Annotated in this window: 23 protein-coding genes and 1 pseudogene; 11 read left to right on the forward strand and 13 right to left on the reverse strand. The window is 65.4% G+C overall.

All coding sequences use genetic code 11. From position 1 onward, the window contains the following. Positions 1 to 4: 4 nt before the first annotated feature. Positions 5 to 883, reverse strand: coding sequence for a CDP-alcohol phosphatidyltransferase family protein (locus tag FFS35_RS06695; RefSeq protein WP_137786357.1), 879 nt, complete (start codon positions 881 to 883; stop codon positions 5 to 7). A 122-nt stretch (positions 884 to 1,005) separates the two neighbouring features. On the opposite strand from FFS35_RS06695, the gene FFS35_RS06700 reads away from it, so the two are divergent. The 4 genes from FFS35_RS06700 (at position 1,006) to FFS35_RS06715 (ending at position 3,793) form a co-directional block, all read left to right on the forward strand. After that, positions 1,006 to 2,112 carry an inositol-3-phosphate synthase gene (locus FFS35_RS06700; RefSeq protein WP_137786358.1) on the forward strand — a complete coding sequence of 369 codons (1,107 nt, stop codon included), beginning with the start codon at positions 1,006 to 1,008 and terminating at the stop codon, positions 2,110 to 2,112. Continuing rightward, a complete protein-coding gene (locus tag FFS35_RS06705; protein ID WP_137786359.1) occupies positions 2,109 to 2,804 on the forward strand; it encodes an NTP transferase domain-containing protein in 696 nt (231 codons plus the stop codon). Before FFS35_RS06700 ends, FFS35_RS06705 begins: the two co-directional genes overlap by 4 nt. 89 nt (positions 2,805 to 2,893) lie before the next feature. Further along, entirely contained in the window at positions 2,894 to 3,550 is a 657-nt protein-coding gene (locus tag FFS35_RS06710; RefSeq protein WP_249341498.1) for a DUF2490 domain-containing protein, read from the forward strand. Positions 3,551 to 3,649: 99 nt separating this feature from the next. Beyond that, positions 3,650 to 3,793 (forward strand): lmo0937 family membrane protein, encoded by a 144-nt coding sequence (locus tag FFS35_RS06715; protein WP_137786361.1) that lies wholly within the window; start codon positions 3,650 to 3,652, stop codon positions 3,791 to 3,793. A gap of 45 nt (positions 3,794 to 3,838) precedes the next feature. Here the strand turns inward: FFS35_RS06715 and FFS35_RS06720 are convergent, their stop codons facing one another. From FFS35_RS06720 to FFS35_RS06740, 5 genes are all read right to left on the reverse strand, one after another. Then, positions 3,839 to 5,134 carry a dihydrolipoamide acetyltransferase family protein gene (locus FFS35_RS06720; RefSeq protein ID WP_137786362.1) on the reverse strand — a complete coding sequence of 432 codons (1,296 nt, stop codon included), beginning with the start codon at positions 5,132 to 5,134 and terminating at the stop codon, positions 3,839 to 3,841. Between the two features lie 5 nt (positions 5,135 to 5,139). Then, positions 5,140 to 6,144: an alpha-ketoacid dehydrogenase subunit beta gene (locus tag FFS35_RS06725; protein WP_137786491.1), complete on the reverse strand. Its 1,005-nt coding sequence runs from the start codon at positions 6,142 to 6,144 to the stop codon at positions 5,140 to 5,142. A 59-nt stretch (positions 6,145 to 6,203) separates the two neighbouring features. Next, the gene (locus FFS35_RS06730) at positions 6,204 to 7,493 is read right to left on the reverse strand and encodes a 3-methyl-2-oxobutanoate dehydrogenase (2-methylpropanoyl-transferring) subunit alpha (protein WP_137786363.1); all 1,290 of its coding nucleotides are present in this window, start codon (positions 7,491 to 7,493) and stop codon (positions 6,204 to 6,206) included. A 156-nt stretch (positions 7,494 to 7,649) separates the two neighbouring features. Next, positions 7,650 to 7,958 (reverse strand): PilZ domain-containing protein, encoded by a 309-nt coding sequence (locus tag FFS35_RS06735; RefSeq protein ID WP_137786364.1) that lies wholly within the window; start codon positions 7,956 to 7,958, stop codon positions 7,650 to 7,652. A gap of 143 nt (positions 7,959 to 8,101) precedes the next feature. Continuing rightward, positions 8,102 to 8,848 carry a Bax inhibitor-1/YccA family protein gene (locus FFS35_RS06740; RefSeq protein ID WP_137786365.1) on the reverse strand — a complete coding sequence of 249 codons (747 nt, stop codon included), beginning with the start codon at positions 8,846 to 8,848 and terminating at the stop codon, positions 8,102 to 8,104. 121 nt (positions 8,849 to 8,969) lie between these two features. Between FFS35_RS06740 and thpR the strand changes: the two genes are divergently transcribed. Further along, on the forward strand, positions 8,970 to 9,515 hold the full coding sequence (gene thpR / locus FFS35_RS06745; protein WP_137786366.1) for an RNA 2',3'-cyclic phosphodiesterase: 546 nt from the start codon (positions 8,970 to 8,972) through the stop codon (positions 9,513 to 9,515). Positions 9,516 to 9,520: 5 nt separating this feature from the next. On the opposite strand, the gene FFS35_RS06750 is transcribed toward thpR, so the two are convergent. Next, positions 9,521 to 10,906 (reverse strand): RNB domain-containing ribonuclease, encoded by a 1,386-nt coding sequence (locus FFS35_RS06750; protein ID WP_137786367.1) that lies wholly within the window; start codon positions 10,904 to 10,906, stop codon positions 9,521 to 9,523. A gap of 82 nt (positions 10,907 to 10,988) precedes the next feature. Between FFS35_RS06750 and FFS35_RS06755 the strand changes: the two genes are divergently transcribed. Together FFS35_RS06755 and lexA are read left to right on the forward strand one after the other, a co-directional pair. Beyond that, positions 10,989 to 12,176 carry a molybdopterin molybdotransferase MoeA gene (locus FFS35_RS06755; protein WP_137786368.1) on the forward strand — a complete coding sequence of 396 codons (1,188 nt, stop codon included), beginning with the start codon at positions 10,989 to 10,991 and terminating at the stop codon, positions 12,174 to 12,176. A gap of 56 nt (positions 12,177 to 12,232) precedes the next feature. After that, positions 12,233 to 12,907: a transcriptional repressor LexA gene (lexA, locus tag FFS35_RS06760; protein ID WP_137786369.1), complete on the forward strand. Its 675-nt coding sequence runs from the start codon at positions 12,233 to 12,235 to the stop codon at positions 12,905 to 12,907. A gap of 646 nt (positions 12,908 to 13,553) precedes the next feature. Here the strand turns inward: lexA and FFS35_RS06765 are convergent. Next, a pseudogene (locus tag FFS35_RS06765) lies at positions 13,554 to 15,083 on the reverse strand (ComEC/Rec2 family competence protein); the annotation flags it as partial. A 29-nt stretch (positions 15,084 to 15,112) separates the two neighbouring features. On the opposite strand from FFS35_RS06765, the gene gltX reads away from it, so the two are divergent. The 3 genes from gltX to FFS35_RS06780 are packed head-to-tail and all read left to right on the forward strand — an operon-like array spanning position 15,113 to position 18,052. Continuing rightward, positions 15,113 to 16,540: a glutamate--tRNA ligase gene (gltX, locus tag FFS35_RS06770; RefSeq protein WP_137786370.1), complete on the forward strand. Its 1,428-nt coding sequence runs from the start codon at positions 15,113 to 15,115 to the stop codon at positions 16,538 to 16,540. Between the two features lie 22 nt (positions 16,541 to 16,562). Next, entirely contained in the window at positions 16,563 to 17,846 is a 1,284-nt protein-coding gene (locus FFS35_RS06775; RefSeq protein ID WP_137786371.1) for a citrate synthase, read from the forward strand. Further along, positions 17,846 to 18,052: a hypothetical protein gene (locus tag FFS35_RS06780; protein WP_137786372.1), complete on the forward strand. Its 207-nt coding sequence runs from the start codon at positions 17,846 to 17,848 to the stop codon at positions 18,050 to 18,052. Before FFS35_RS06775 ends, FFS35_RS06780 begins: the two co-directional genes overlap by 1 nt. Here FFS35_RS06780 and FFS35_RS06785 read toward each other — a convergent pair. From FFS35_RS06785 to FFS35_RS06795, 3 genes are read right to left on the reverse strand one after another with little or no spacing between them, the layout of a single operon-like run. Next, positions 18,038 to 19,363: a HAMP domain-containing sensor histidine kinase gene (locus FFS35_RS06785; RefSeq protein ID WP_249341500.1), complete on the reverse strand. Its 1,326-nt coding sequence runs from the start codon at positions 19,361 to 19,363 to the stop codon at positions 18,038 to 18,040. The two genes, FFS35_RS06780 and FFS35_RS06785, sit on opposite strands and share 15 nt — an antisense overlap. An 8-nt stretch (positions 19,364 to 19,371) precedes the next feature. Next, positions 19,372 to 20,415: a hypothetical protein gene (locus FFS35_RS06790; RefSeq protein ID WP_137786374.1), complete on the reverse strand. Its 1,044-nt coding sequence runs from the start codon at positions 20,413 to 20,415 to the stop codon at positions 19,372 to 19,374. Positions 20,416 to 20,475: 60 nt separating this feature from the next. Then, entirely contained in the window at positions 20,476 to 21,654 is a 1,179-nt protein-coding gene (locus FFS35_RS06795; protein WP_137786375.1) for a hypothetical protein, read from the reverse strand. Between the two features lie 191 nt (positions 21,655 to 21,845). Here FFS35_RS06795 and FFS35_RS06800 point away from each other — a divergent pair, with 191 nt between their 5' ends. Then, entirely contained in the window at positions 21,846 to 24,143 is a 2,298-nt protein-coding gene (locus FFS35_RS06800) for a hypothetical protein (protein WP_249341501.1), read from the forward strand. Positions 24,144 to 24,158: 15 nt separating this feature from the next. On the opposite strand, the gene FFS35_RS06805 is transcribed toward FFS35_RS06800, so the two are convergent. Together FFS35_RS06805 and FFS35_RS06810 are read right to left on the reverse strand one after the other, a co-directional pair. Next, positions 24,159 to 24,434, reverse strand: a complete 276-nt coding sequence (locus FFS35_RS06805) for a DUF1467 family protein (protein ID WP_137786377.1) — start codon at positions 24,432 to 24,434, stop codon at positions 24,159 to 24,161. 4 nt (positions 24,435 to 24,438) lie between these two features. Next, positions 24,439 to 26,076 carry a ribonuclease J gene (locus FFS35_RS06810; RefSeq protein ID WP_137786378.1) on the reverse strand — a complete coding sequence of 546 codons (1,638 nt, stop codon included), beginning with the start codon at positions 26,074 to 26,076 and terminating at the stop codon, positions 24,439 to 24,441. Positions 26,077 to 26,106 lie beyond the last annotated feature (30 nt).

Raw genomic sequence — 26,106 nt, forward strand, 5'->3', positions numbered from 1 at the left:
CGCATCACTCCCTGCCGCTCGCGATGAGACGGGCAAGGCGCTGACAATTGGCGCGTTGTCGCATGATTGCGACCAGCAGCAGCAGATTGAAGATCGTGAGTTCGACCAGGAAAAACCAGACGGAGGAGCCTGCGATCATGCTCAACCCCAGCAAGACTGTGCGCGGATTCGCCCCCAGCAAGGCGGGCAGGAGCAATGTGCGTCGCCCGGATTCATTCGCCAGCCTCGCGATGCGCCGGCGCTCCGCCGGATCGGCTTCAGCGCTGGTCACCAGGATGTTGATCCGCTCGGTCGGCCCGGTGATCGCGCGTGATACCTTCAGGTAAAAGCCAGCAAGCGCCCCGCCCAGACCGACCGAAGCGACGGCGCGATTCTGCTGGATCCACGGCACGCCATAGACCCACCACTGGTATGTCCGGCGCGAACTTTCAGCGAAGACGGACTGCACAATGCGCGACGCGCCCGCCCCCACCACCACGAGCCAGATCAGCGGGCCGAAGCTCTGTTGCAGCGCATAGCCAAGCAAAAGGTAAAGCACCGTGTGCCCGCCGTAATCGCACAACCCGTCGATCACCTCGCCCCGCGGGCTGGCCCTGCCCGTCATCCGGGCAAGATCGCCATCCGCACCGTCAACGACATGCCAGAGCAGGTGGAGCGCGAAACCGATCGCGATCGCCAGCGGGGTCGCGATCAGCGCATACAGCACACCCGCCCCGCAAACCATCGCGGCGCCGAATATCGATACCATATTGGGCGTGATCGGGGTGCGCGCGAGCGCCGCCGCGAGTCGGCGCGCCGCCGGATGGTAGGCAGTCCGGTTCAGGAAACCCTGCAGTTCGCGCGGCTTTCCTGTAACAAACGCAGGCAATTCACTCGATTCCAAGACGAAGTCCCCTTTTCCACCGGATAACAGGTGCGGGGATCGCTTGACAGGCGTGGCGCATCTGTCACGACGTTGACATTAATCGGTCATCCGCCGGCGGCAGCCGGCAAAGCGGGGGTTTAATGTCGACGATCAAGGTTGCCATCATCGGGGTTGGTAATTGCGCAAGCAGCCTGGTGCAGGGAAAATATCATTATAGTGCCGGCAACACGGCCCATGGCCTGATCCACGAGGATGTCGGCGGCTACAAGGTCAGCGATATAGAATTCGTCGCCGCGTTCGACGTCGATTCGCGCAAGGTCGGGATCGATCTGGGCGAGGCGATCTTCGCCAAGCCGAACTGCACGAAGGTGTTCCACGCCGACGTGCCAAAGACGGGCACCGTCGTGCAGATGGGTGCGAAGCTCGACGGGGTCGCAGAGCATATGCTCGTTGCCGCCAACGATCGCGGCTTCGAAGTGGACAGCACGCCAGACGCGGATCGCGCTACCGTGGTGAAGACGCTGAAGGACTCCGGCGCCGAGATCCTCGTGAACTTCCTTCCGGTCGGCAGCCAGGCCGCAACCGAATTCTATATGGAGTGCGCGATCGAGGCGGGTCTTGCCGTCGTGAATTGCATGCCCGTGTTCATTGCGTCCAAGCCGGAGTGGGAAGCCCGCTTCGCCGACGCCGGGCTGCCGATCATCGGCGACGACGTGAAGGCGCAGGTCGGCGCGACGATCGTACACCGCGTGCTGTCCAATCTGTTCCGCAGCCGCGGGGTGACGATCGATCACACTTACCAACTCAACACCGGCGGCAATACCGACTTCATGAACATGCTCGACCGCAATCGCCTATCGAGCAAGAAGGAGTCGAAGACGGAGGCGGTGCAGGCCGTCCTCGCCGAGCGGCTCGCCGACGAGAATATCCACGTTGGCCCGTCGGACTATATTCCGTGGCTGCATGACAACAAGCTGTGCTTCCTGCGGCTTGAGGGCAATCTGTTCGGCGACGTGCCGATGAACCTTGAACTGCGCCTTTCGGTCGAGGACAGCCCGAATTCGGCGGCCGTGGTGGTGGACGCGATCCGCTGCTGCAAGCTCGCGCTCGATCGCGGCATCGCCGGCGCGCTGACCGGACCGTCCTCCTTCTTCTGCAAGCATCCGCCGGAACAATATACCGACGATATCGCGGCGCAGATGACCGACGACTTCATCCACGCCGACGCGCGGCTCGCCGCCGAGTGAGGGCACTCATCGTCGCAGCCGGCTTTGGCAGCCGGCTGCGCGCGGTGTCCCCTTCGAAGCCGCTGACCGAGGTTGCCGGTGTTCCGCTGATCGCGCGTGTCATCGCGGCGGCTCGTGCCGGCGGCGCTACCGCCTTCACGGTGGTGACGGGGCATGAGGCTGACGCCGTGGAAAGCTATCTGCGCGGGCTGGATTCGAGCATCGTCTGCATCCGGACGACTGACTGGTCGCGCGCCAACGGGCATTCGGTGCTCACGGGCGCGGATGCGATCGGGCCGGAGCGGCACCTGCTGATGATGTCAGACCATCTTTTCGATCCGGCGATCGTGGCACACACGCTTGCTGCGCCGGATGCGCCGCTGACACTGGCGATCGATCGCCGCCTGAACAATCCGTTGGTCGATCTCGAAGACGTGACCCGGGTCCGCACAAGCGGGGACCGGATCGCCGCGATCGGCAAGCATCTTGCCGATTACGACGCGTTCGATTGTGGGGTGTTCGCCGTCGATGGCCGGTTCCATGCTGCGCTGCGTGATAGCATCGCGGCGGGCGGCAACGGATCGATCTCCGCTGGAGTCGAGGCGCTCGCGCATCGCGGCGGAGCGCGCGTGGTCGATATCGGGGACGCCTGGTGGCTGGACGTGGACGATCCGACCGCGCTTGCACAGGCGGAGGCCGCGCTGGCCTCCTGATCCATCCCGCACGCAAATAGTTTTGTTGCGGATGTATCACGCATATGCGCATCAGTTGTGCAATGCGCGCGCCCTGGTCTTGCTTTATGATGTCTGCGGCAATCGCGCTTTTCCCCACATCGGCATGGGCGAGCGACGATTCACAGCTTTGGCTAACCGAGTTCGCCACTGTGCGAGTCAGCGATAAATGGCGGTTTTCGCAGGAAATCGTAACCAGGATCAGCGATCAACGCCACGGCCTTTACGAGGTCGAGAGCAATTCGCTCATCGGTTACAGCCTAGCGCCGAATCTGATCTTATGGGCCGGCTATACGCATGATCCGAATTACGACGCCGGGAGATTCGCGATCATGGAGCACCGCGCACGCGAGCAGGTGACACTCGACGATATCCGGCTGGGCCGACTAAGCATGGCTCTGCGACTGCGCGGCGAGCAACGCTGGCGTGAAGGCATGGTGGGAACGGGCTGGCGCGTGCGCCCCTTCGTCCGCATTGCCCTGCCGCTTGCTACCCAAGGGCAGACCGGAATCGCGATCAGCCATGAAAGTTTCATCGATCTCAACCGCACGAAGTTTCAGGCGATCGAAGGTGAGGAACGCATGCGCAACGCGGTAACCTTGTACACCCCGATCGTGACAGGATTGAATGTCGAACTGGGCTATATGAACCAGCACCGCTTCATCCAGGGTGGCAGCGACGGGCAGGATCACGCCGTGACAATCGCCCTCAACGCGGCATTTCATTGAGGCGGTTTCGTACATCGCGATCAGACAAATATTGTCACAAACCCGGAACGATTCCGACACAATCCACGTTCTCGCTTCAAGACATTACGGAGAGATGCGATGCTTTGGACGATTGTTGTGATCCTGCTGGTCCTGTGGCTGCTTGGTTTCAGCCTGCACATCGCCGGCGGACTGATTCATATCCTTCTCATCGTCGCGCTTGTCGTCGGTCTGGTCCAGCTTTTCACCGGTCGCAGGGTATAGTATAGGCAGGCGCCGGTCGCAGTCATCAGACCGGCGCCGCTTTTCTCATTGCGCGAATAACAATACCGGCGTTTCGAGCAGCTTACGAAGCGCCTGCACATAATTTGCGGCGTCCCATCCGTCCACGACGCGGTGATCACAGCTAATCGACAGATTCATCAGCTTCGCGCGAACGATCTCGTCGCCCCGGAAAACCGGGCGCTCGACGATCTTGTTCGGGCCGATGATAGCGACTTCGGGCCTGTTGATAACCGGAGTTGTCGCGATACCACCAAGCGGGCCAAGACTGGTCACGGTGATCGTTCCGCCACCCAATTCATCAGGCTTCAGCTTGTTCGCCCGCGCGGCCTCCGCAAGACGCCCGATCTCGCTGGCGAGTTGCCATATATTGCGATCCTGCGCGTCTCGGATGACGGGCACCGTCAGACCGGCATCGGTCTGTGTTGCCATCCCGAGATGCACGCGGCCCGAACGCGTAACGACTCCGGCCTCATCATCGTACCGCGCGTTGAGCATCGGGAATTCGGGCAATGTGCGACAAATCGCGACGATCAGCAACGGCAGCATCGTCAGCTTCGGCCGGCTTCCACGCGTTGCATTGAGATCGGCGCGCACCCGCTCGAGCTCGGTTACGTCAATCTCGTCGACATAGGTGAAGTGGGGAATGTGGCGCTTCGACGCGGCCATGTTCTCGGCGATGCGACGGCGCATCCCGATAACCTTGATCTGCTGGTCGGCGCGCGCGTTTGCGGCGTGCGGCGCGTGATAGCCTTGCCCTGAGGCATAGCGGAGATAAGCGTCAAGATCGGCGTGGCGGATACGATCCCCCTCGGCCGGCTTAACATGCGACAGATCGATGCCGAGATCGTCCGCGCGTGCACGCACAGCTGGCGACGCGAGCACATGACGCTGCGTTTCTGCCGACGCAGGCGCAGGCGCCGCGGGCGCGATCTCCTCTTCCGCCAGAGACACCGAAGCCGGGGCGGTGCTGGAAAGTTCAGGATGCGAAAAGCTTTCGACCGCAACCGGCTCGACCACCGCCGCCCCCGGCGTTTCCGCCGTGATCGCTGCTGCCGCTTCTTCCTCCGCCTCGCCTTCGCCCTCCATCTCGATCACGACCAGGGTCGCGCCGATCGAGACCTGCTCGCCGACTTCCCCTGCCAACTCCACGACGGTGCCGGAAACGGGGCTCTCCATTTCCACGGTCGCTTTGTCGGTCATCATGTCCGCGATCTGTTGGTCCTCCTCGACCCGATCACCAACCTTGATATGCCACGCCACGATTTCCGCTTCGGAAATCCCCTCGCCGATATCAGGCAACCGAAAGTTGAAACGCGCCATCGTCATCAGTCCTTCAGAATCTTTTTGAGCGCCTGGCTGATCCGCACCGGCCCTGGAAAATAGGCCCACTCCAGACTGTGCGGATAGGGCGTGTCGAACCCGGTGACGCGCTCGATCGGCGCCTCGAGGTGATAGAAGCACCGCTCCTGCACCAGTGCGGAAAGTTCCGCGCCGAAGCCGGAAGTTCGCGTCGCCTCGTGAACGATCATGCAGCGTCCGGTTTTCTTCACCGACTCCTCGATCGTCTCGATATCGAGCGGCACGAGCGTGCGCAGGTCGATCACCTCCGCATCTACCCCGGCCTCGGCGACAACGGCGAGGCAGACGTGAACCATCGTGCCGTAAGCGAGGATCGTGAGCGCCTCGCCCTCGCGCACTATGTTCGCCTTGCCTAGCGGGATGCGGTAATAGCCGCTGGGCACCTCGCTCGCGGGGTGTTTCGACCAATTTTCGGCCGGGCGATCCCAATGGCCGTTGAACGGGCCGTTGTAGATGCGCTTGGGCTCGAAGAAGATCGTCGGATCATTATCCTCGATCGCGGCGATCAGCAGCCCCTTGGCATCGTAAGGCGTGGACGGGATCACCGTCTTCAGGCCCGATACGTGAGTGAAGATCCCTTCGGGCGATTGCGAGTGCGTCTGGCCGCCGAAGATCCCCCCACCAAAGGGCGAGCGCACGGTGAGCGGCGCGATGAATTCGCCATCGGAGCGATAGCGCAGTCGCGCCGCCTCGCTGACAACCTGATCGAGCGCGGGATAGATATAATCGGCGAACTGGATTTCCGGCACCGGGCGAAGGCCATAGGCACCCATTCCCACCGCGACGCCGATGATGCCGCATTCGGTGATCGGCGTATCAAACACGCGCGTCTTGCCGTATTTCTTCTGAAGGCCCGCGGTGGCGCGGAAGACGCCGCCGAAATAGCCCACGTCCTCCCCCATCACGATCACATTGGGATCGCGCGCCATCATCACGTCCATGGCAGAATTTATCGCCTGGATCATGTTCATGCGGGTGATCTCGCCCGCGTCGGACACCGCTTCCGTTTCAATCGTTTCGGACACTGACATCACCCCTTGCGCGCCCAGGGACGGCCCGAAGCCGTTTCCTCGTCCATCATCATCTGCCGCTGTTCCTGGAGGTGCCAGGGCATTTCCTCGAACACGCCGTCGAACATGCTGTCGAGCGGCTGATGCAGACCATGACCAAGGATACCGTTCTTCTCGGCATCCTTCTGCGCCGCCTTCACCTGTTCGGCGACTTCGCGGTCCATGGTGCCCTGGCGTTCCTCGTCCCATTCGCCGATCGCGATCAGATGATCCTTCAACCGCCGGATCGGATCCCCGAGCGGCCAGGCGTTTGGCTCTCCCGCGGAGCGATAGGCGCTCGGATCATCGGAGGTGGAATGGCCCTCGGCACGATAGGTGAAATGCTCGATCAGCGTCGGCCCGGCGTTGGTGCGCGCGCGCTCGGCCGCCCAGAGCGTCGCCGCATAGACCGCGAGCGCATCGTTGCCGTCAACGCGCAAACCGGCGATGCCATAACCCACCGCGCGCGCGGCGAAGGTGGTCGCTTCCGCGCCCGCAAAGCCCGAGAAGCTGGAAATCGCCCATTGATTGTTGACGACGTTGAAGATCACCGGCGCGCGATAGACGGTGGCGAAGGTGAGCGCGGAATGGAAATCGCCCTCCGCCGTCGATCCCTCGCCACACCATGTCGCCGCGATGCGGGTGTCGCCCTTCGATGCGGACGCCATCGCCCAGCCCACCGCCTGCGGATATTGCGTCGTGAGGTTGCCGGAGATCGAGAAGAAGCTCGCCTCGCGCACCGAATACATGATCGGAAGCTGCTTGCCCTGCAGGCGATCGGCGCGGTTCGAATAGATCTGGTTCATCATGTCGACGATCGACCAATCCCGCGCGATCAGAAGCCCCTGCTGGCGATAGGAGGGGAAACACATATCATCGTGTTCCAGCGCATAGGCAGCGGCGACCGCCACCGCCTCCTCGCCCAGCGACTTCATGTAGAAGCTGGTCTTGCCCTGCCGCTGCGCGCGGAACATGCGCTCGTCAAAGGCACGGACCAGCGCCATGTGACGCAGCATCCGGCGCATCGTATCCGGTGAGAGGCGCGGATTCCACGGCCCGACCGCCTGGCCCTGCTCATCCAGCACGCGCACCATGGTGTATGCCAGATCGGTGAAGGACGATGCCGCCGCATGCGTATCGGGGCGCGGCGCGGCGCCGGCTGGAGGCACGTCGACAGCGGAGAAATCCACGTCGTCGCCGGGGCGGAACTTAGGCTCCGGCACGTGGAGCGACAATGGCTTCAAATTGCTGCGAACAGGCTCGCCGGACATGCTCTCTCCAGACTCGCGCCTCTTTCGCCGGCGCGCACGGCTATTTCGCTTGCTTGAAATATAATTTCAAGCGGCGAAAAGCGCGGCATGACCTATTTAAGGGGTTATCCGTCGTGCAGTTGAAGCAAGCTCTCGTGCCGCGTGAGCACGCCGGCGTCAGCGTGGTCGCGCGTCGGGGGCGGCCGCAAGGAGCAGATCGAGCTCATCGATCGCCAGTGGGGCAAGGAACTCGCACCCGATCTCCCCATCGCTGGCCCAGATGATACGCGCGTGGCGCTGCACCCCGCCCGGCAGACCAATCTTCAGCGTCGTCCCCACCGGCAACGGGATCGACATCCGCGCCCGAATGCCGTTCGACGAGGCATCGACCACCTCGACGGAAACCGCGACACGCGCGGTGGCGCGGCACTCCGCAGGCGCACGCGGTGCGCGACGGGCATCCTTGGGCTTGGCGAGAGCGGTCATCGATCAGTCCCTGTCTTCCTCTGCCGCAGTCTGCCACCGCGATGGTTAACAGATCGTAGCGCCGCAGAAGCGTGACAGACGCGAAAAAGGCCCGGCGGATCGTCGCCGGGCCTTCTCGAACGTTCGGTCTGAGACCGATGGTCTCAGTCGCGCTGGCCCATGAAGGACAGCAGGAACTGGAACATGTTGATGAAGTCTAGATAGAGCGACAGCGCGCCCATGATCACCGTCTTGCCGATCATGTCGGTGCCGGCGACATAAGCGTACATGCTCTTGATCCGCTGCGTGTCATACGCGGTAAGACCGGCGAACAGCAGCACGCCGACCGCGCTGATGACCATCGCCATCGCGGGCGACTTGAACCACAGGTTGAGCAGCGACGCGACGATGATGCCGACGACACCCATGATGAGGAAGGTGCCGAAGCCCGACAGATCGCGCTTCGTCGTGTAGCCGTAGATGCTCAGCGACAGGAAGGCGACAGCGGTCGCAAAGAAGGTGATCGCGATCGACGTGCCCGTATAGACGAGGAAGATCGTGGACATCGACACGCCCATCACGGCGGCGAAGGCCCAGAAGATCAGCTGCGTCGCACCCGTCGACAGGCGGTTGATACCGAAATTCAGCACCAGCACGAAGGCCAGCGGCGAGAACATCACGAGATATTTCAGGATGCCCGGCGCCATGAAAACCTGTGCCGCGAGGCTGTCGCGTCCGCCGCTGGCGAACAGCAACGCCACGATCCCGGTCAACAGAACGCCCGAGGCCATATAGTTATAGACCGAGAGCATATAGGACCGGAGACCCGCGTCATACGCGGCAGCCCGCGTATCGGCGGCGCTCGTCCCGAACGGGGCGGCGGTCGGCCGGGGGTCAGACCAGTTAGCCATTGTCACTTCGCTCCTTTATCCCGCAAAGAAATGCGCGGGAATGAGGGAAATATTGCCCGTCCCGCCGCAATTTTCAAGCGAACCGCCCGAAAGCAATCTTTCGTTACAAAGGCATCGTCGCATGTATCGTCTGTTCGCCGCGCTCCGCCCGCCTGCGTCGATCCGCGCCGCGCTGTCCGCGGTGATGAGCGGCGTGCCTGCCGCGCGCTGGCAGACCGATGCACAGCTTCACCTGACGCTGCGTTTCATCGGCGATGTCGATCGTCCGCTGGCGGAGGAGATCGCACACGCACTGTCCGGCGTGTCCGCTTCGATCCCGGAAGTGCGGCTCGCCGGCGTGGGACAATTCGACAAGCGCGGCCGATCCGATGCGCTATGGGCCGCCATCACTCCTCATGCCGAACTGGCCACGCTGCATCGCAAGGTCGATCATGCGCTGGTGCGACTGGGGCTGGCACCGGAGCGGCGCGCGTACCTGCCGCATGTCACGCTCGCCCGCCTGCCGCGCAGCGCAGGGCATGGCGCAGCGATCGAGCGCTGGCTGGCGACGCATTCGGGGCTCACCAGCGCCCCCTTCACGATGGGCGAGTTGATCCTGTACCAAAGCCGCCTCGGGCAGGGCGGTGCAAGCTATACGCCGGTCTCGCGCCACCCACTGGGCCGGTAGCGCGCTCAGCCGATACGCGTGAAACGCAACGCGCGCCGCACGGGATCGGCATCATCCAGCCGCACCGAGATCTTCTCACCCGGTTCGCCGGCATCGGTCGCCACGCGCGCCACTACCGGACGGTCGCAGAGCTGGATGCGCGCACCACGTTCATCGCGATCCAGGATGATCGCGGCGAACGCCTGCCCCTCCAGACCGTGCAGCGTGACCGCCTCCGCCATGTCGATCACCGCGCGGTCGATCGCGCCGGCGACGGAACCGGACCGTGCCATAACCGCGGGCAGCTTGCCGAACGCGACGGTGACGACATCCGGCACGGGCGCTCCGTTCGCGATCGCCAGCGCCGCCTGCACGACATAGCGATCCGCCAGTCGCCGCAGCGGGGCGGTCGCATGGGCGTAAGTCGCCGCTACCGCCGCATGCCATGGCACAACGCCGGGTTGGTAGGGCGCGTAGCTCGCCCCCTCGCCCGCGCGGCGGATGGCGATCATCATCGCCGCCTGCCGCGCGTCATGCCCATCCAGCTCACGCTGGAATTCGCCGAGCGTCGTCCCCGCCGGCCACACGATCCCCAGCGCCGCCGCAGCGTTGCGCAATCGCCCGATCGCGCGTTCATCCGGCCCTGGCATGACGCGGAACAGCCCGGTGTGATGCGCCAGCATCGCATCCGCCACCGCAAGATTGGTCGCGAGCGACATCGCCGCGTTCTGATCCTCCGCCGCCGCGCGCGGCCGGAACCGCAATTGCAGCCGGCCATCACCGTTCCGCGCAAGTTCCTGCTCCGGCGGATCGACGCGCGTCGCACCGCGCCGATCCTCCGCCGCGCCGACACGTGCGGCGAGATCGGCGAAACCGGGAGGCAGATCCGCCGGCCGCACATTCTCATAGGCGAGTTTAGCGCGGCTGCGGATCATCGCGCGCTCCACGCCATCCAGCCGCACGCCGCCGTCCGGCGCCACACGTACCATGAAGATCACAGCGGGCCGGTCCCCGTTCGGTAGCAGGCTCGCCGCGCCCTCGCCAAGCACCGGCGGATAGAGCGGCGCCTTGCCGTCAGGGAGATACAGCGATTCCCCACGCAGCCATGCTTCGCCATCGAGCACGCCACCCTCGTCAACGAACCAAGCCACGTCCGCGATCGCATAGCGCAGCAGCAGATCACTTCCTGCCGGCTCAATCGCGAAAGCCTGATCCAGATCGGTCGAACTCGCCGGATCGAGCGTGACGAACGGAATCGCGGTGCGATCGACATGCGCGGCAGGCGCGCGCCTCGCCGCCTCTTCGGCCGCCGCGAGCACCTGCGGCGGAAAGCTTTCGGGAACGTCATATTGCGTGCGGATCGCGGCGAGGCCCTCGGTCAGCGCGCGATCGGGATCGAGCAACGTCTTCATCGCGCGCAGATTATCGGCGGCGTCGCGCGCTGTCGATCATCTCGCGGTGGCCCCGGCGGCGGGGCCATGCAATGAAGGCGGGATGACACATCCTCCCCTTCTGCCGGTGGCCGAAGCGCAGCGGCGGCTGCTCGCGCTAGCTCCCACGATCGATACCGAGCAACTGGCGGTGATCGAGGCGGCTGGACGCTATCTTCGTGCGCCCGTCGTCGCGCAACGCAGCCAGCCGGCGCAAGACCTGTCCGCGATGGACGGTTATGCGATCCGCTTCGCGGATATGCCCGGCCCATGGCGAGTGATCGGGGAGAGCGCGGCCGGTCATGGCCATGACGGGGCGATTGATGCCGGAGAGGCGGTGCGCATTTTTACCGGCGCACCGATGCCGCCGGGCGCCGATACCGTGCTGGTGCAGGAAGAAGCGGAGCGCGACGGCGCGTTGCTGCGCCTCGCTGGAGAGGGGCCGCGCTACCGCACGCGGAATGTCCGCGCGCGCGGCCTCGATTTTCACGCGAGCGATGTGCTCGCCACCACCGGCGACCGGCTGACCCCCGCGCGCCTTGCGCTGATCGCGACCGGCGGCGCACGCACCGTGACAGTCAGTCGCCGCATACGCATCGCGCTGGCCGCCACCGGAGACGAACTGGTCGAGCCGGGCAGCGGCGGGGGCACTGGCCTGCCGGAATCGAACCGGTTGATGCTTCGTGCGATGCTTGCGGATCTGCCGGTCGAGTTCGTCGATCTCGGCATCCTCCCCGATCGGCTCGATGTTCTTACCGAAGCGTTCGCCAATGTCCGGGCGGACATGCTCGTCACCACCGGCGGCGCATCGGTGGGCGATCACGATCTTGTCCGACCCGCCCTGGAGGCGGCCGGCACAGCGATCGATTTCTGGCGGATCGCACTGCGGCCCGGCAAGCCGATGATGGCTGGGCGTCGCGACGACTGCGTGGTCGTCGGCCTACCGGGTAACCCGGTGTCGGCCTTCGTCACCGGCATGCTTTTCGTGCGCCCGCTCGCGGCGGCGATCGCGGGCGCGCGCGATCCGTTGCCGCAAACCACGCGCGCGACGCTCGGCGAGCCCCTGCCGGCCAATAACGAGCGCACGGACTATCTACGTGCGGAACTGCGCGGTGGCCTGCTTTACACCGCCGCGATTCAGGACAGCTCGATGCTCGCGACGCTGGCGCGCGCGACCTGCCTGATCCTGCGTGAGCCATATGCTCCGCCCGCGGCAATTGGCGAATCGGCGGAAATCCTGCCGATCGCTTGACCTCTCCTCGCTTGTTCCGTAAAGGTTCCGCGTCTGTTCGCCTGCGGAGGATCGCGATGCTTACGAAGAAACAGCATGAGTTGATCTGTTTCATCCATGATCGCCTCGCCGAAACCGGCGTTTCTCCGTCGTTCGAGGAGATGAAGGATGCACTGGAGCTGAAATCCAAGTCTGGCGTCCATCGGCTTATCAGCGCGCTTGAGGAACGTGGCTTTCTGCGCCGCCTGCCCAACCGCGCGCGCGCGCTCGAAGTGGTGAAGATGCCTGAACGGATCGAGGCGGCGCAGCGTCAGCCGTCCGCGGATCAGGCCCAGCCGGCGAAGCGCGCGCTTCCGCAACCAGCGAATGATGTGATCGAAATTCCGCTCCACGGCAGGATCGCGGCGGGCATGCCGATCGAGGCGTTCGAGGGTTCGTCATCGCTGCCGGTTCCCGCGGCACTGCTGGGGGCAGGCGAGCATTTCGCGCTCGAGGTGGCGGGCGATTCCATGGTCGAGGCGGGTATTTTCGATGGCGATTACGCGCTGATCCGCCGCACCGAGACCGCGCGTGACGGCGAGATCGTCGTCGCGCTGATCGACGACAATGAGGCGACGCTCAAATATTTCCGCCGCGAGGGGGCGATGGTCCGGCTTGATCCGGCCAACCGGAGCTACGATCCGCAGCGTTATTCGCCGGCGCAGGTGCGGGTGCAGGGCAAGCTTGCGGGACTGTTGCGTCGCTACGATTGAGGCGATCGCGCTCGCTGGCACGACGCTCCGGCTTTCGCGGGTAGGCGCCGGCGGAGGTTAGTGTCCTGGCGGCAATGACCCACGGATGCCGATCGCCCGCAACGTGAACCGTCGCGATCCTTCCGCTTGCAAGGCTGATGGCGATGCCGCCGGTTTTCTCCAGCATCGGGCGATCCAATAGCAACCATTGCGGCGTGCAGGCGCGCGGCAGGCGACGGTCGCTGACGACGATATCGGCCGCGCGACACGCCGCCACCATCTGCGCCCACGCCGGCAGATATCCGCTGCGCGTCGCAAGGATGCGCCATCGCCGGCCGCCTGCCATCCTTGTGATCATGCAGGCATCCCGACTGCAGGCGGCATCCGGCTGCTCCGACAGCGGCAGGGGATCATCCTCCGCGCCGGCATTCTCCGCCAGCATCCCGCGCACATAGTCCCCGGTGCGGTCGCGCAGTATCGCCAGATCGCCGCGCGCGGTGCGGATCGCCACATGCCGTCCGTCACCGGTAACAAGCAGGTCCGGTGCCGGCGTTGCCAGCGCCCAGCCCGCACCGAGAGTTAGCGGGATGAAGCCGAGCCGCCGCCATCGCGTCCGCCACAATGCCAGCCACAATCCGCCGACCGCCATCAGCGCATAGGCCGCCCCCGGCATTGCGGGCAACGCCGTCACCGAGCCTGGCGCGGCGGCCGTCGTTCGCGCGATCCACAGCAACAACGCGAGCGCCTTTCCGGTCAGCCACCACAGCGGGCCCCCGACCCCGATCGCGTCGAACAGCAGCGCCAGCGCCTCCAGCGGCATCACAACGAAGGTGGTGAGCGGGATCGCGACGATGTTCGCGAAAGCGCCGTAAATCCCCGCGCGATGAAAGTGATACACCGCGATGGGCATCAGCGCGAATTCGATCATCAGGCCGGTGAGGAGCAGCGATCCGCCATCGCGCAATATCCGCGCGATCCAGCCCTCGTCCCGCTTCATGAACCAGCGCCGGGCCATGGGATGCTCGTGCAGGGCGACGATCGTCGTCACCGCCGCGAAAGATAACTGGAAGCTTGGCCCGACCAGAGACTCAGGCCAGAACAGTGTCACGACGAACGCGCCCGCCGCAACCAGCCGCAGCGTCACCGCCTCGCGGCCGAGCGCCAGCGCGCCCAGGATCAGGAGCGCAGCGATACAACTGCGGATCGTCGGCACCTCGCTGCCGGTCAATAATGTGTAGCCGATCGCGGCGCCCGCCCCCACCACGCCCGCCAGCAGCGGCACCCGTCCGGTCAACGCGAGGCGGCTACTCAGGGCGAGCAGGCGCGTGGCGAGCAACATCGCGATGCCGACCGCCGCCGTGATATGGAGGCCGCTGACCGAGAGGAGATGCGCCAGCCCGGAGCGCCGCATCGCCTCCGCGTCGGCATCGCTGATCGCGCCGATATCCCCGGTGGCGAGAGCGGCCGCGATGCCGCCCGCACTCCCGTCAAGTTGCGCGTGGATGTGGCTGGACAGGCGAACGCGCAGCCCCTGCCGCGCATCGCCGCCCGACAGGACAGTCACCGGCGCGAACCCGCGCCCGGTGGCGCCGAGACCATCGAACCACGCGACACGCTGAAAATCATAGGCACCCGGCACCGCCGGCGGCGCTGGCGGCAACAGCCGCGCGCGCATCGACACCACCGCACCGGGCGCGATCGCTTCGGGCACGTCCGCCTCGGCGAGATTGATGCGGATACGGGTTGGCGCGGTATCCGGCGCGCGATCCAGCCAGCGGGTCGGCGTCATCGTAAGCCGGGTCAGTTCGCGCGCTGGCAACGGCTGGACGCGCTCGACCCGCGCTTCGAACCGCACGACCATTGCGCGCGGCAGCACCGGCGCCGCGGCGCGCTCCGCCCGCCACCAGATCAGCATCATCCCGAGCGCCAACGCCCCACTGGCCACGGCGATGCTCCACGCCAGCCGCCCGCCGCGATGCTGCGCTACGGCGAACGCCGCCGCCGCAAGAGCCAGGAAAGTCGCCCCGAGCCATGCACGCGGATCAGGCAAGGCGAACCACAGGATTACGCCTGCACCCAGGAACACCGGCAACCACAGCGCGAGCTGATCGCGCTCGGCCTCCAGCCATTCTTCGATGCCGGAGGTTTGAAGCGTCATCAGGCGCGTGCTAGGGGCGCCCCCGGGCATCGTTGCCATGTCGTAATTCAGTCTGGGAGCAAGCGCGCTTGAGCGCAACCACCGATCCCGCCGACGGGAGCGAGCGCAAGACCTCGGTCGTTACGCGTTTCGCCCCCTCCCCCACCGGCTTCCTTCATCTGGGCGGCGCGCGAACCGCGCTGTTCAACCTTCTTTACGCCCGCCATCACGGCGGGAAGTTCCTGCTGCGGATCGAGGATACCGATCGCGCGCGCTCGACCCAGCCAGCGATCGACGCGATCCTGAGCGGGCTTCGATGGCTCGGGCTGGATTGGGACGGCGACGCCGTGTTCCAGTTCGCGCGTGCGCATCGTCATGTCGAGGTGGCGAACGCGATGGTGGCAAGCGGCAGCGCCTATCGCTGTTACCTTACCGCCGACGAACTGGCCAAGATGCGCGCCGAGGCGGAAGCTGCGAAGAAGCCGTTGCGCATCCGCTCGCCGTGGCGAGACAAAGCGCCGTCCGATCCCGATGCGCCGCACGTCATCCGCCTGAAAGCGCCGCTGGACGGCGCGACCACGATCAACGATCTCGTCCAGGGTCAGGTCACGGTGCAGAACGCCGAGCTTGACGATCTGGTGCTCGTCCGTTCCGATGGCACGCCCACCTATATGCTGGCAGTCGTGGTCGATGATAACGACATGGGCGTCACGCACGTCATCCGTGGCGACGATCATCTCAACAACGCGTTCCGGCAGTTGCCGATCTATCGCGCGATGGGTTGGGCCGAGCCGGTCTATGCCCATATTCCGCTGATCCACGGATCTGACGGCGCGAAGCTTTCGAAGCGGCACGGCGCCGTGGGAATCGAGGCATATCGCGATGAACTCGGCATCTTGCCCGAGGCGCTCGACAATTATCTCATGCGGCTCGGCTGGGGCCATGGCGATGCGGAGATCATCAGCCGCGAACAGGCGATCGAATGGTTCGATCTGGCCGATGTCGGCAAATCGCCGTCGCGCTTTGACCTGAAGAAGCTGGAACATCTCAACGGCCACTACATCCGCGAGACGGACGACGCCCGGCTTGCGGCACTGGTCGGCGACCGGCTTGGCTTTGCTGGCGATGACGCGCGCCGCGAGCTGCTGATCCGCGCGATGCCGGCGCTGAAGCCCCGCGCCGCCAATCTCAACGAACTGGCCGACGGCACGACGTTTCTGTTTGCCGCGCGCCCGCTGACAATCGACGATGCCGCGCGCCCGCTTCTGGAGGGCGACGCACCTGCTTTGCTGTCGCAGTTGCACGCGGCCCTTGACGCGCTGCACAACTGGGATACGGAGGCGCTCGAAGATGCGGTACGGCGTGTGGCAGAGGCAGCGGGCGTAAAGCTCGGCCAGGTCGCGCAGCCGCTCCGCGCGGCTCTCACTGGTCGCAAGACCTCGCCAGGCATCTTCGACGTGCTGGCCCTGCTGGGCCGCGACGAAAGCCTGGCCCGGATTGCGGATCAGATGCGTTAGGCCGGGGACAAAGGAGACTAAAATGACGGATACTGCGCAGCTTTCTCTCTCCGGCAAGACTTCAGAATATCCGGTCCTGTCCGGTTCGGTCGGCCCGGATGTGGTGGATATCCGCAAGCTTTATGGCGCGACCGGCGCCTTCACCTACGATCCGGGCTTCACCTCGACCGCATCGTGCCGTTCGGCGCTGACGTACATCGACGGAGACGAGGGCGTTCTGCTGCACCGCGGCTACGCGATCGGTGATCTGGCCGAAAATTCCAGCTTCATGGAAGTCGCCTATCTGCTGCTCAACGGCGAATTGCCGGGGGCGGGCGAACTGGAAGCGTTCGAAACGACGATCACCCGCCACACGATGCTGCACGAGCAGCTCGCCACCTTCTATCGCGGTTTCCGCCGCGATGCCCATCCAATGGCGATCATGTGCGGCGTCGTTGGCGCACTTTCCGCCTTCTATCATGATTCGACCGATATTCACGATCCGAAGCAGCGGATGATCGCGTCGCACCGGCTGATCGCGAAGATGCCGACGATCGCGGCGATGGCCTATAAGTACAGCGTCGGGCAGCCATTTCTCTATCCCGACAATTCGCTGAGCTACACGGGCAATTTCCTGCGCATGACGTTCGGCGTTCCCGCCGAGCAATATGAGGTGAACCCCGTCGTGGAAAAGGCGATGGACCGGATCTTCATTCTCCACGCCGATCACGAGCAGAACGCCTCCACCTCCACCGTCCGACTCGCCGGCTCGTCGGGCGCCAACCCGTTCGCGTGCATTGCAGCCGGGATCGCCTGTCTTTGGGGGCCGGCACATGGCGGCGCCAACGAGGCGGCGCTCAACATGCTGCACGAGATCGGCACGCCCGATCGCATCCCGGAGTTCATCGCCCGGGCGAAGGACAAGAACGACCCGTTCCGTCTCATGGGCTTCGGCCACCGCGTCTACAAGAACTATGATCCGCGCGCGACCGTGATGCAAAAGACGGTGCGTGAGGTGTTCGAGGCGCTGAAGGTCAGCGATCCGGTTTTCGAAACGGCCCTGAAGCTTGAGGAAATCGCGCTGAACGACGACTATTTCGTCGAGAAGAAGCTGTTCCCGAACGTCGATTTCTATTCCGGCGTGATACTGTCGGCGATCGGCTTCCCCACCTCCATGTTCACCGCGCTCTTCGCGCTTGCCCGCACCGTCGGCTGGGTGGCGCAGTGGAACGAGATGATTACCGATCCCGATCAGAAGATCGGTCGCCCGCGCCAGCTCTACACCGGGCCGACGCAGCGGCCTTATGTCGCGGCGGACAAGCGCTGATGCGTATCGCACGCCCGGTGCTGACTGTGCTGGGCGTGCTCTCTTTCATGATGGGCATGCTGTGGATTGGCCAGGGGTTGGGATATGTCCACTGGCCGCAATCGAGCTTCATGCTCGATCAGCGCCCCTGGGCCGATCGCGGCGCGGCGCTGGCCGCAGTCGGCATTCTCCTGGTGCTCGCCGCGCGGCGTTTAGGCCGCCGGTAACGACAACACGAAGCGCGCGCCTTCATTCTCAGCGCTATCGACGCTGATGTCTCCGCCCATCGCGCGCGCGAGCCGCCGCGAGATATAAAGCCCCAGACCGCTGCCGCCCGGTTCACGCGGGTCCACCCGGGCAAACTTGGCAAAGATGCGCGTGTGATCCTCTGGTGCGATGCCCTTGCCCTGATCCGCCACGATCGCCACGATCCTGCCGCCATCGCGCTGCACCCTCAGCCAGACGGTGCCGCCCGGCGGCGAATATCGCAGCGCATTGCCGATCAGGTTGACGAGAATCTGCAGCACACGGCGGAATTCGCCGATCGCGACCAGCCCCTCCTCTGCGTCGCCAACATCCACGCTAACGCCTGCATCCGCCGCGCGCACCGCGAACAGACCTGCCGCGCGACGAAGCACATCGGGAAAATCGACCGGCTCGAATTCGATGCGGAAGTCTTCACGTTCGATCGCTTCCAGATCGGATAGATCGTCCACCAGCCCCATCAGATGGCGGCCGGCGCTCGCGATATCGGCGGCATAATCGACGTAATGCGCGTCGATAGGACCATCGACGGCAGCATTGATGCTGTCGGCATTGGCGATGATCCGGTTCAGCGAACCGCGCAGGATCCCGTCGAGCTTCACGTTGAACGCCGGCGCAGGCTCGATGCCCGTAGTGTCGTCGGGTCCGAGCGGCAGAAACACCCCGCCAACGAAGCCGGCGAATACCCCGATCGCATTGCGCCGCGCGGTGCCGGCCAGCATCACCCGATCGGCCGCCCCGCGAATCGTTGCCACCTGTCCGTCGAAATCATGCTGCGCCGCCACGGCCTCGAGCAGCGTCATCCCGCCGCGTGCATCCGGCAGCAACGTAAACAATTCCGTCAGCGGCTTGCCGATCAACATCGATGCATCCAGCCCGTGAGCCGTGGCCACGTCGGTCGGCAAGTGAACGATCCGCAGCGCCGCATCGATCTCCCACAACCAGTCCGCGCCGGCGGGGGGCGGCGCGTGCTGCGTCGCGGTCGTCGCACTGCGCCACGCCGCGCGCTCGCGCAGCGGCGCGACTGAAAGAGTGACTCCGTCCGCGCTGGGCACCGCGCGTACCCAGCATTCGAGATCGGCGTCGATATCCGCGATCACGACCGTTCGCTGAACCAGAATGCGAAGGCGCCGGGCCAGCCGCACGACAGTCGCCAATTGCGGCACCGCGAGCACTTCACCGATCGCACCTCCCGCGCGATCGTTGAGTGTGGAGAACCCGGCGTCAGCCGATACCAGCCGATCGGACGAATCAAGCCGCGCGCTGAGCGTCATGCCTTCGCTCATGCGCGATGCGACCGTGCAAGCGCCCGGATCGCGCGGCGGAAATCGGCGTGCAGCGATAGCGGCGCCAGCGCCGCGCGCGCGGCGAGCACCGGAATCGCCGCAATCGTATCGAGCAGATCGGCGAACGCCTCGATATCGCGACGCGGCTCGGCATCCGCCAGCAGCAGCGCCACCCGCGCCAAGTCATCCCGTGTGAAGCCGTGCGCGCGCAGGACCAGCCACAGGCGATCGCCATCGATATCGAGCAGTAAGGCCCGCGCCTCGCCTAGCTCGATCCGCTGCGCATAAGCTATCAGGGCCACCGCTAGTTCGGCACGGCCGTCGCCTAGCGCCTCGATCAGCAACGCGGGGATTTCATCGGCGCGCGCATCGATCGCGGTTGCCAGCCGCAGCGCGATCGAATCCAGCCGCGCTCCGTCGTCATGCGCATCGATGCACCGTATCGCCGATTCGACCAGCGCCTGATCCACCCTCCCCGGCCGCTTTTCCCGCAGCGCGGCGGCGACCCACCAGACGACCCGGCGATGCAATTCCCCCGGCAGCGTCAATCCGCGCGCGCCGCCCGCATCACGCCGGCCGTCGGCGAGGAGATAATCGCGTGCGCTGCCGGCGGTCACCGCATCGTCACCCTGCGCCATTCGCGGCAGCAACGTCGCTGGCAAACCCGGCTCCCGACCCGCGGCCAACGCCGCACCGAGCAACGCGAGCCGCACCTGCCCGATCATCTCCGCCATCAGTTCGGGGTCACGCAGCAGGCCGGCATCGAGCAGTCGTCGCAACGTTTCGGCCGGTTCCGCCGTCACCAGCCCTCCGCCGGAGCGGGTCAGCAGCCGTGTCGCGTGTCCCGCGAGTTCGCGCTCGATCCCCTCAAGCGTCGTGGCGATCGCGGTATGCAGCGCGGCGCGCGTGCGATCATCCAGCCGATCATGCGCGGAAAGAAAGAAATCCTCGATCGCCGCGTCCAGCCGCCGCTCGGCGCGCGCATCCGCGCCTGCCGCGCGCGCGAAAATCGGCGCTGCGTCGGGAGCGATCGCGTGCAAGGGGTCGTCCTGATCGACCGGCATGCGAATCCGAATATCGCCAATGTCGTTAAGACGCGACTAAGCCTGACGGCGAAGTAACTCAATTGTCGCGCCCAGCGTGGCAAAGGCGTAAATCGCGGTCAGCGCCAGCCCGGTCATCGGCAACCGCACGAGCGTCAGCACGGCGAGCGTAGCCAGATAGGCAGGCGGGCTACCCCACCAGGCGGCACGCGGCACACTCGCGGCGCGCTCGGCGAGCCCCGCCGCCACCACCAGCACCAGGGCGATCACGAGCGCCGAATCGGTCGCTGCGACCGAATCGAGCGAATAGCCGAGCAAAAGCGCGGCCAGCGCCGGCACCGCCAGAATCTCGAGCCTGAGCGCCCGCTCCAGCCGCGTCTCGTCGCGAAGCCACGCCGTCCGCTCCGCCATTGCCGCCACGATCGTCCCGGCCAGCACCGCGATCAGGCCGGCCGCATTGTAGCCCATCAGCGTCAGCCCGAACCCGAGCAGGACGGCCACGCCGCCACCTGCCGCGACGGCGGCCGTGGAAGCCGTGCGCCTCACCAGCGGCGGCAGGACGAATCCGGCGATCGGGCGCACGATCCAGCGATCGAACCATGATGATCGCGTCGCAAGGGTCGCCATCATCACCGCACGGCTGCGCTCTTCCAGCGCCGCGCCGCGCCGTTCGACGCCGTGCCCCGCGTTCGCATCACCGGCGGGCAACGCTATGTGCCGGGCACCCGACTGCGCGGCAGCGTGCAGCAGCGCCGATTGCACATCATAATCGCTCGGCATCGCCGCGACTTCGGCAAGCCGTCGTGCGTCGAGCCGCGCGATTCCGGCCCAGGCAAGCCCTCCACCGATCAGTTCGTAATCCGGCGTCGCGATACCTGACGCGACCACCAGTAGCGCGTCCCCGCCATCCTCGCTGAACGGCGCTATTACCGCATCGGTGGTTATAAGCCCATCCGCGACCGCGATGATCTGTGCGAGCGGGTGCAGCCGCGCACTCGCCTCGGCGGCGCTGCGTACGGTATCCACGCTGATCCCGCGCCGACCGATCCGTGCGATCGCACCAAGCAATTCAGGGGTCAAACGGGAAACGACGATCACAATTTGCGACGCACCCGTCGCGGCAAGGAGGCGGGCCTGATATTCGATCAGCGTAACACCGGCGAACGGCAACGTCGCCGCGAGCATCCCCGGGCGATCTTCAGCATCCTGAACGGCAAACAGCAATCCCGCGAGCATTCCCGCGCTGTTAGCGGTGAACGCGGCAATGGCAAACCGGGGTGGCGCAGATGGCCGGAATAAGAGTTCGAGAACCCGACTAAAAGTCCGACTGGCGGCTCGTTGCGGCGAATCGATCAAGCCGTCTGACGCTAACCGCTTTGTCAGCGGACGATTCGTGGTAAACCGCTCCGATGAGCGGGGGAACAACGATGATCGGGCTGCGCGAAGCCGTCAACACGACAGCCGGCCAGATGGACGCGCAAGAGGAGCAGCCATTGTTCCTGAGCGAGTTCAACGTGGCTGATCGCGAGGCATTGCACGAAAACGATCTCGTCCAGGAAACCCCCGAGCCGTCACACTGGTCGAAGATCGCCCCGATCGCGCTGGCGGTGCTTTCGCTCATCTGGGTCGGCGCGCTCAGCGTACTTGCATGGAACAGCCTGCGGGAGATGACGCCGGTCGCCATCGCTCAGTTCGCCGCCGCGCTCCTCACCGTGCCTTTGCTCGCGGGCGTGTTGTGGCTCATCACGCTGCGCACGAGTGCGGCCGAGGCGCGCCGCTTCGGCGCGACCGCTCGGGCGATGCGCGCCGAAGCAGGGTTGCTTGAGCAGACCGTCGCCTCGCTTACCGCTGCGATCGAGTCGAACCGCTCGCTCATCAACGAGCAGGCGCAGACACTCTCCGCGCTGGGCGACACCGCCACCGCGCGCCTGGCCGCGATCGGCAGCGCGCTTTCGGAAGAGGTTTCGCACGCGACCGGCCACGCCCGGGCGCTGGCCGATACGGCCCGCGCCGCGCAGGACAATTTGAATATTCTGACTGCCGGCCTGCCACGTGCGCAGGAAGAGATTGCGAGCCTCGTCATCCACATCGATCGCGCGGCGCTCGCCGCTGGCGAGCAGGCGGCAGCGCTGGACGTGCAGGTCAGCGCGCTCGCCGATCGCGGCCGCGAGGCGGAGACGGTGGCGGGCGGCGCGGCACAGAAGCTTGCCGCGCATATCGCGCGAATGGAAGCGACGAGCGAAAACGCCGGCGCCCGGCTGGAAGCGGTCACCGCCGAAATGTCGACTGCGGTAGACCTGATGCTCGATCGCACGGCGACCGCGATCGACGAATCGCGCAAGAGTATCGCCGCGCAGGGCGACGCGATGCTGGCGATGGTTGGCGCGAATCAGGCGGCTCTGGATACAGCGGCGCGCGTCAGCGCGGAGTCGCTTGCCGATCGCATCAGCCTGATCGAACTGGTGATCGACCGCGTGGCGCAGCGGCTGGACGCCCAGCAGGGCGCGAGCGACACCTTGCTGACGAAGCTCGATGACGGCATCGCCGAGGTGGAACGCAAGCTTGCGGCCCTGCACCAGCACGGCATAGAGCGATCCAATCTTCTGGCCGCCTCGATCAGCGCACTTGGCGGATCGGCGGACGCGATGACCGAGGCGATGCGCGCCGGGGATGAAATGGCCACGCGCGCCATCAGCACCACCGAAGCGTTGCTTGTCGCGCTCGATGCCGCCTCGCGCGAGATGGACGAGACGATGCCGGCCGCCGTCGATCGGCTCGACAGCCGCTTCGCCGCGTCTAAGGCTGTAGTAGTGGCGACCAAACCCGAGTTGCTCGCGCTCGTCACGGCGGCGGAAAGCACCCATGACGCCATCGAAGCGATCGCGCAGGTAATTGCGGACCAACGCCGCAACGTTGACACACTCACCGGCACCTTGCTCGAGTCGCTCACCAGTGGCCGCGCCAAGGCCGACGCCATCGGCCAGATGGTCGATGAAGCGACCGAGCGCGCGAACCGCCTCGCCGAGGACGCCGCGCCGCGCCTGCTGGAAGCGCTGCTGCGCGTCCGGGACACCGCGACGCAGGCCGCCGAGCACGCACGTGACACGCTTGCAAAGGTGATCCCGGAGGCGGCCGAAGCGCTAGAGAAATCGGGCGTCGTGGCGCTGCGTCACGCGGTCGATCAGGGTTTCGAGCAGACGATCGCCGAACTTTCATCGGTTGCGGAAAGCGCGATCGCGGCCACCTCGCGCGCCGCGGCAGAGCTGGATCGACAGATCCGCAGCATCGATGAAAAATCCGCGATGGTCGACAGCAAGATCGAGCTGGCCCGCAGCGAACGCGAGGAGCATGAGACGGAGAGCTTCGCCAAACGCGCCTCGCTGCTGATCGAGGCGCTGAACTCCGCCTCGATCGATATCACCCGCACCTTTGCGCCCGATATCGCGGACAGCGCCTGGGCAGCATATCTGAAGGGCGATCGCGGCGTATTCACGCGGCGCGCGGTGCGGCTGCTGGATTCGGCCGAGCAGCGCGATATCGCCCGGCTATACGACGACGATCTCGCCTTCCGCGACCAGGTGAACCGCTACATCCACGATTTCGAGGCAATGCTGCGAACGATCCTGACTCAGCGGGACGGTTCGCCGCTGGGCGTGACGCTGCTCTCGTCGGACATGGGCAAGCTTTATGTCGCGCTGGCGCAGGCTATCGAGCGACTCCGCTAGGCGATTGCGCGTCGCCTACAGGCCGTTGGCGACGTCCAGAAAATCGAGCATGTCGGTCGTTATCCAGCCGAACTGGTAATTCGCCACGAACAGCAGGAACAGGATCGTCGCAACGATCGTAACGCGAATTGCCGTGCGCCCGATGCGAAAATCGTGCGGTGCGCTTTCGGCCTGCCCCGGAATCTTCTCGGCGCCTGCTTCCTCCGCCGTCCGCACCCCGAACGGCAGGACGAGGAACACCGAGAAGGCCCAGAACAGCACGTAGATCGCCAGCATCGACGTCCAGCGCATCGCTTCAGACCTCCACGATCAACACATCGACGATCGGCTTTTTGCCCGTCCAGCGCGTCGCGACGCGGCGCACCGCGAGGCGGACATTCTCGCGCAGTCGATCGCGGTTGCCCGTCGCGCCGCGCACAGCCTCGGCAGCCGCTTCCCCGGCCTCCGCAAGGAAGGGCTCGCGCTCATCCTCGACCGGAACTCCCTGCGCACGAACCTGCGGCGATCCGGCGAGCCGCCCTTCACGCGTAACCGCGACAGCGACAGATATCTGGCCATTGACCCCCAGCTTCCGGCGCTCGTTGATCGTGATCCCATCGGCAGGCAGGATCACATCGCCGTCGAGCACCAGTCGCCCCACCAAGGCGTGACCCAGCTTTTCCGGTGCACCCGGCGCCAGGCGTACGATATCGCCATCGGTCTGCACCAGGGCGCGCGGAATGCCCTGTGCCAGTCCGAAGCGAGCCTGCTCCATCAGGTGCCGCATTTCGCCATGCACCGGCACGAGCACGTTGGGCCTGATCCAATCATACATCGCCGCCAGTTCGGGGCGCCCGGGATGGCCCGAGACATGAACATGCGCCTGCTTCTCGGTGACCATCTCCACCCCGCGCCCGGCGAGGATATTCTGGATGCGGCCGATCGCGACTTCATTGCCGGGGATCTGCTTGGACGAGAAGATCACCGTATCGCCGGCGTCGAGCGAAACGGGATGGGTCCCCTCCGCGATACGCGACAGCGCGGCACGCGCCTCCCCCTGACCGCCGGTCGCAACGATCAGGACACGATCGCGCGGCAGCCGCATCGCGGTGTCGACATCAACCGTTTCCGGGAAATCGCGCAGATAGCCGCATGTCTTGGCCACTCTGATGATCCGGTCGAGCGAGCGCCCGGTGACGCACAGCTTGCGCCCGGTCTCCTTCGCGACTTCGCCCAGCGTATGGAGACGCGCGGCGTTCGAAGCGAAGCTCGTCACCAGCACGCGGCTGCGCGCCTTCGCCACCGTTTCCGTCAGCCCGCGCCGCACCGACTCTTCGGAGCCGGACGCCTCTGCGTTGAAGACATTGGTGGAATCGCACACCAGCACGTCGATCCCGGCATCGCCGATCGCGCGCAGTTCATCCTCGCCGGCCGGCTTGCCAATCACAGGCCGGGGATCCAGCTTCCAGTCGCCGGTATGGAACACGCGGGCGTGCGGAGTGATGATCTCCAGCGCGTTCGCCTCCGGGATTGAATGAGCCAGCGGCACGAAGCGAATATCGAATGGACCGACCGCGAAGCGCTCGCGCGGCTGGATGACGCGAAGATCGACGCTGCCTGCGATCCGCTCCTCCTCCAGCTTGCCGTGGATCAGCCCGGCGGTAAAAGGCGTCGCATACAGCGGCACGCCCAGATCCTGCGCAAGATACGGCAACGCGCCGATATGATCCTCATGCCCGTGGGTGAGGACGATCCCCGCCAGTTCCCCTTGGCGTTCCTCAATGAAGGAAAGATCCGGCAGCACGAGATCGATGCCAGGATAGCTGTGATCGGCAAACGTCACGCCCATATCGACCATGAGCCACTTGCCCTTGGTGCCGTAGAGGTTGACGTTCATGCCGATTTCGCCCGAACCGCCGAGCGCGCAGAAAAGAAGTTCGTTACCGGGAGTCATCTTGATCCTAACTGGGTGCCCCAAGCCGCC

The sequence above is a fragment of the Sphingomonas sp. 3P27F8 genome, from assembly GCF_005502745.1.
GTDB lineage: Bacteria > Pseudomonadota > Alphaproteobacteria > Sphingomonadales > Sphingomonadaceae > Sphingomonas.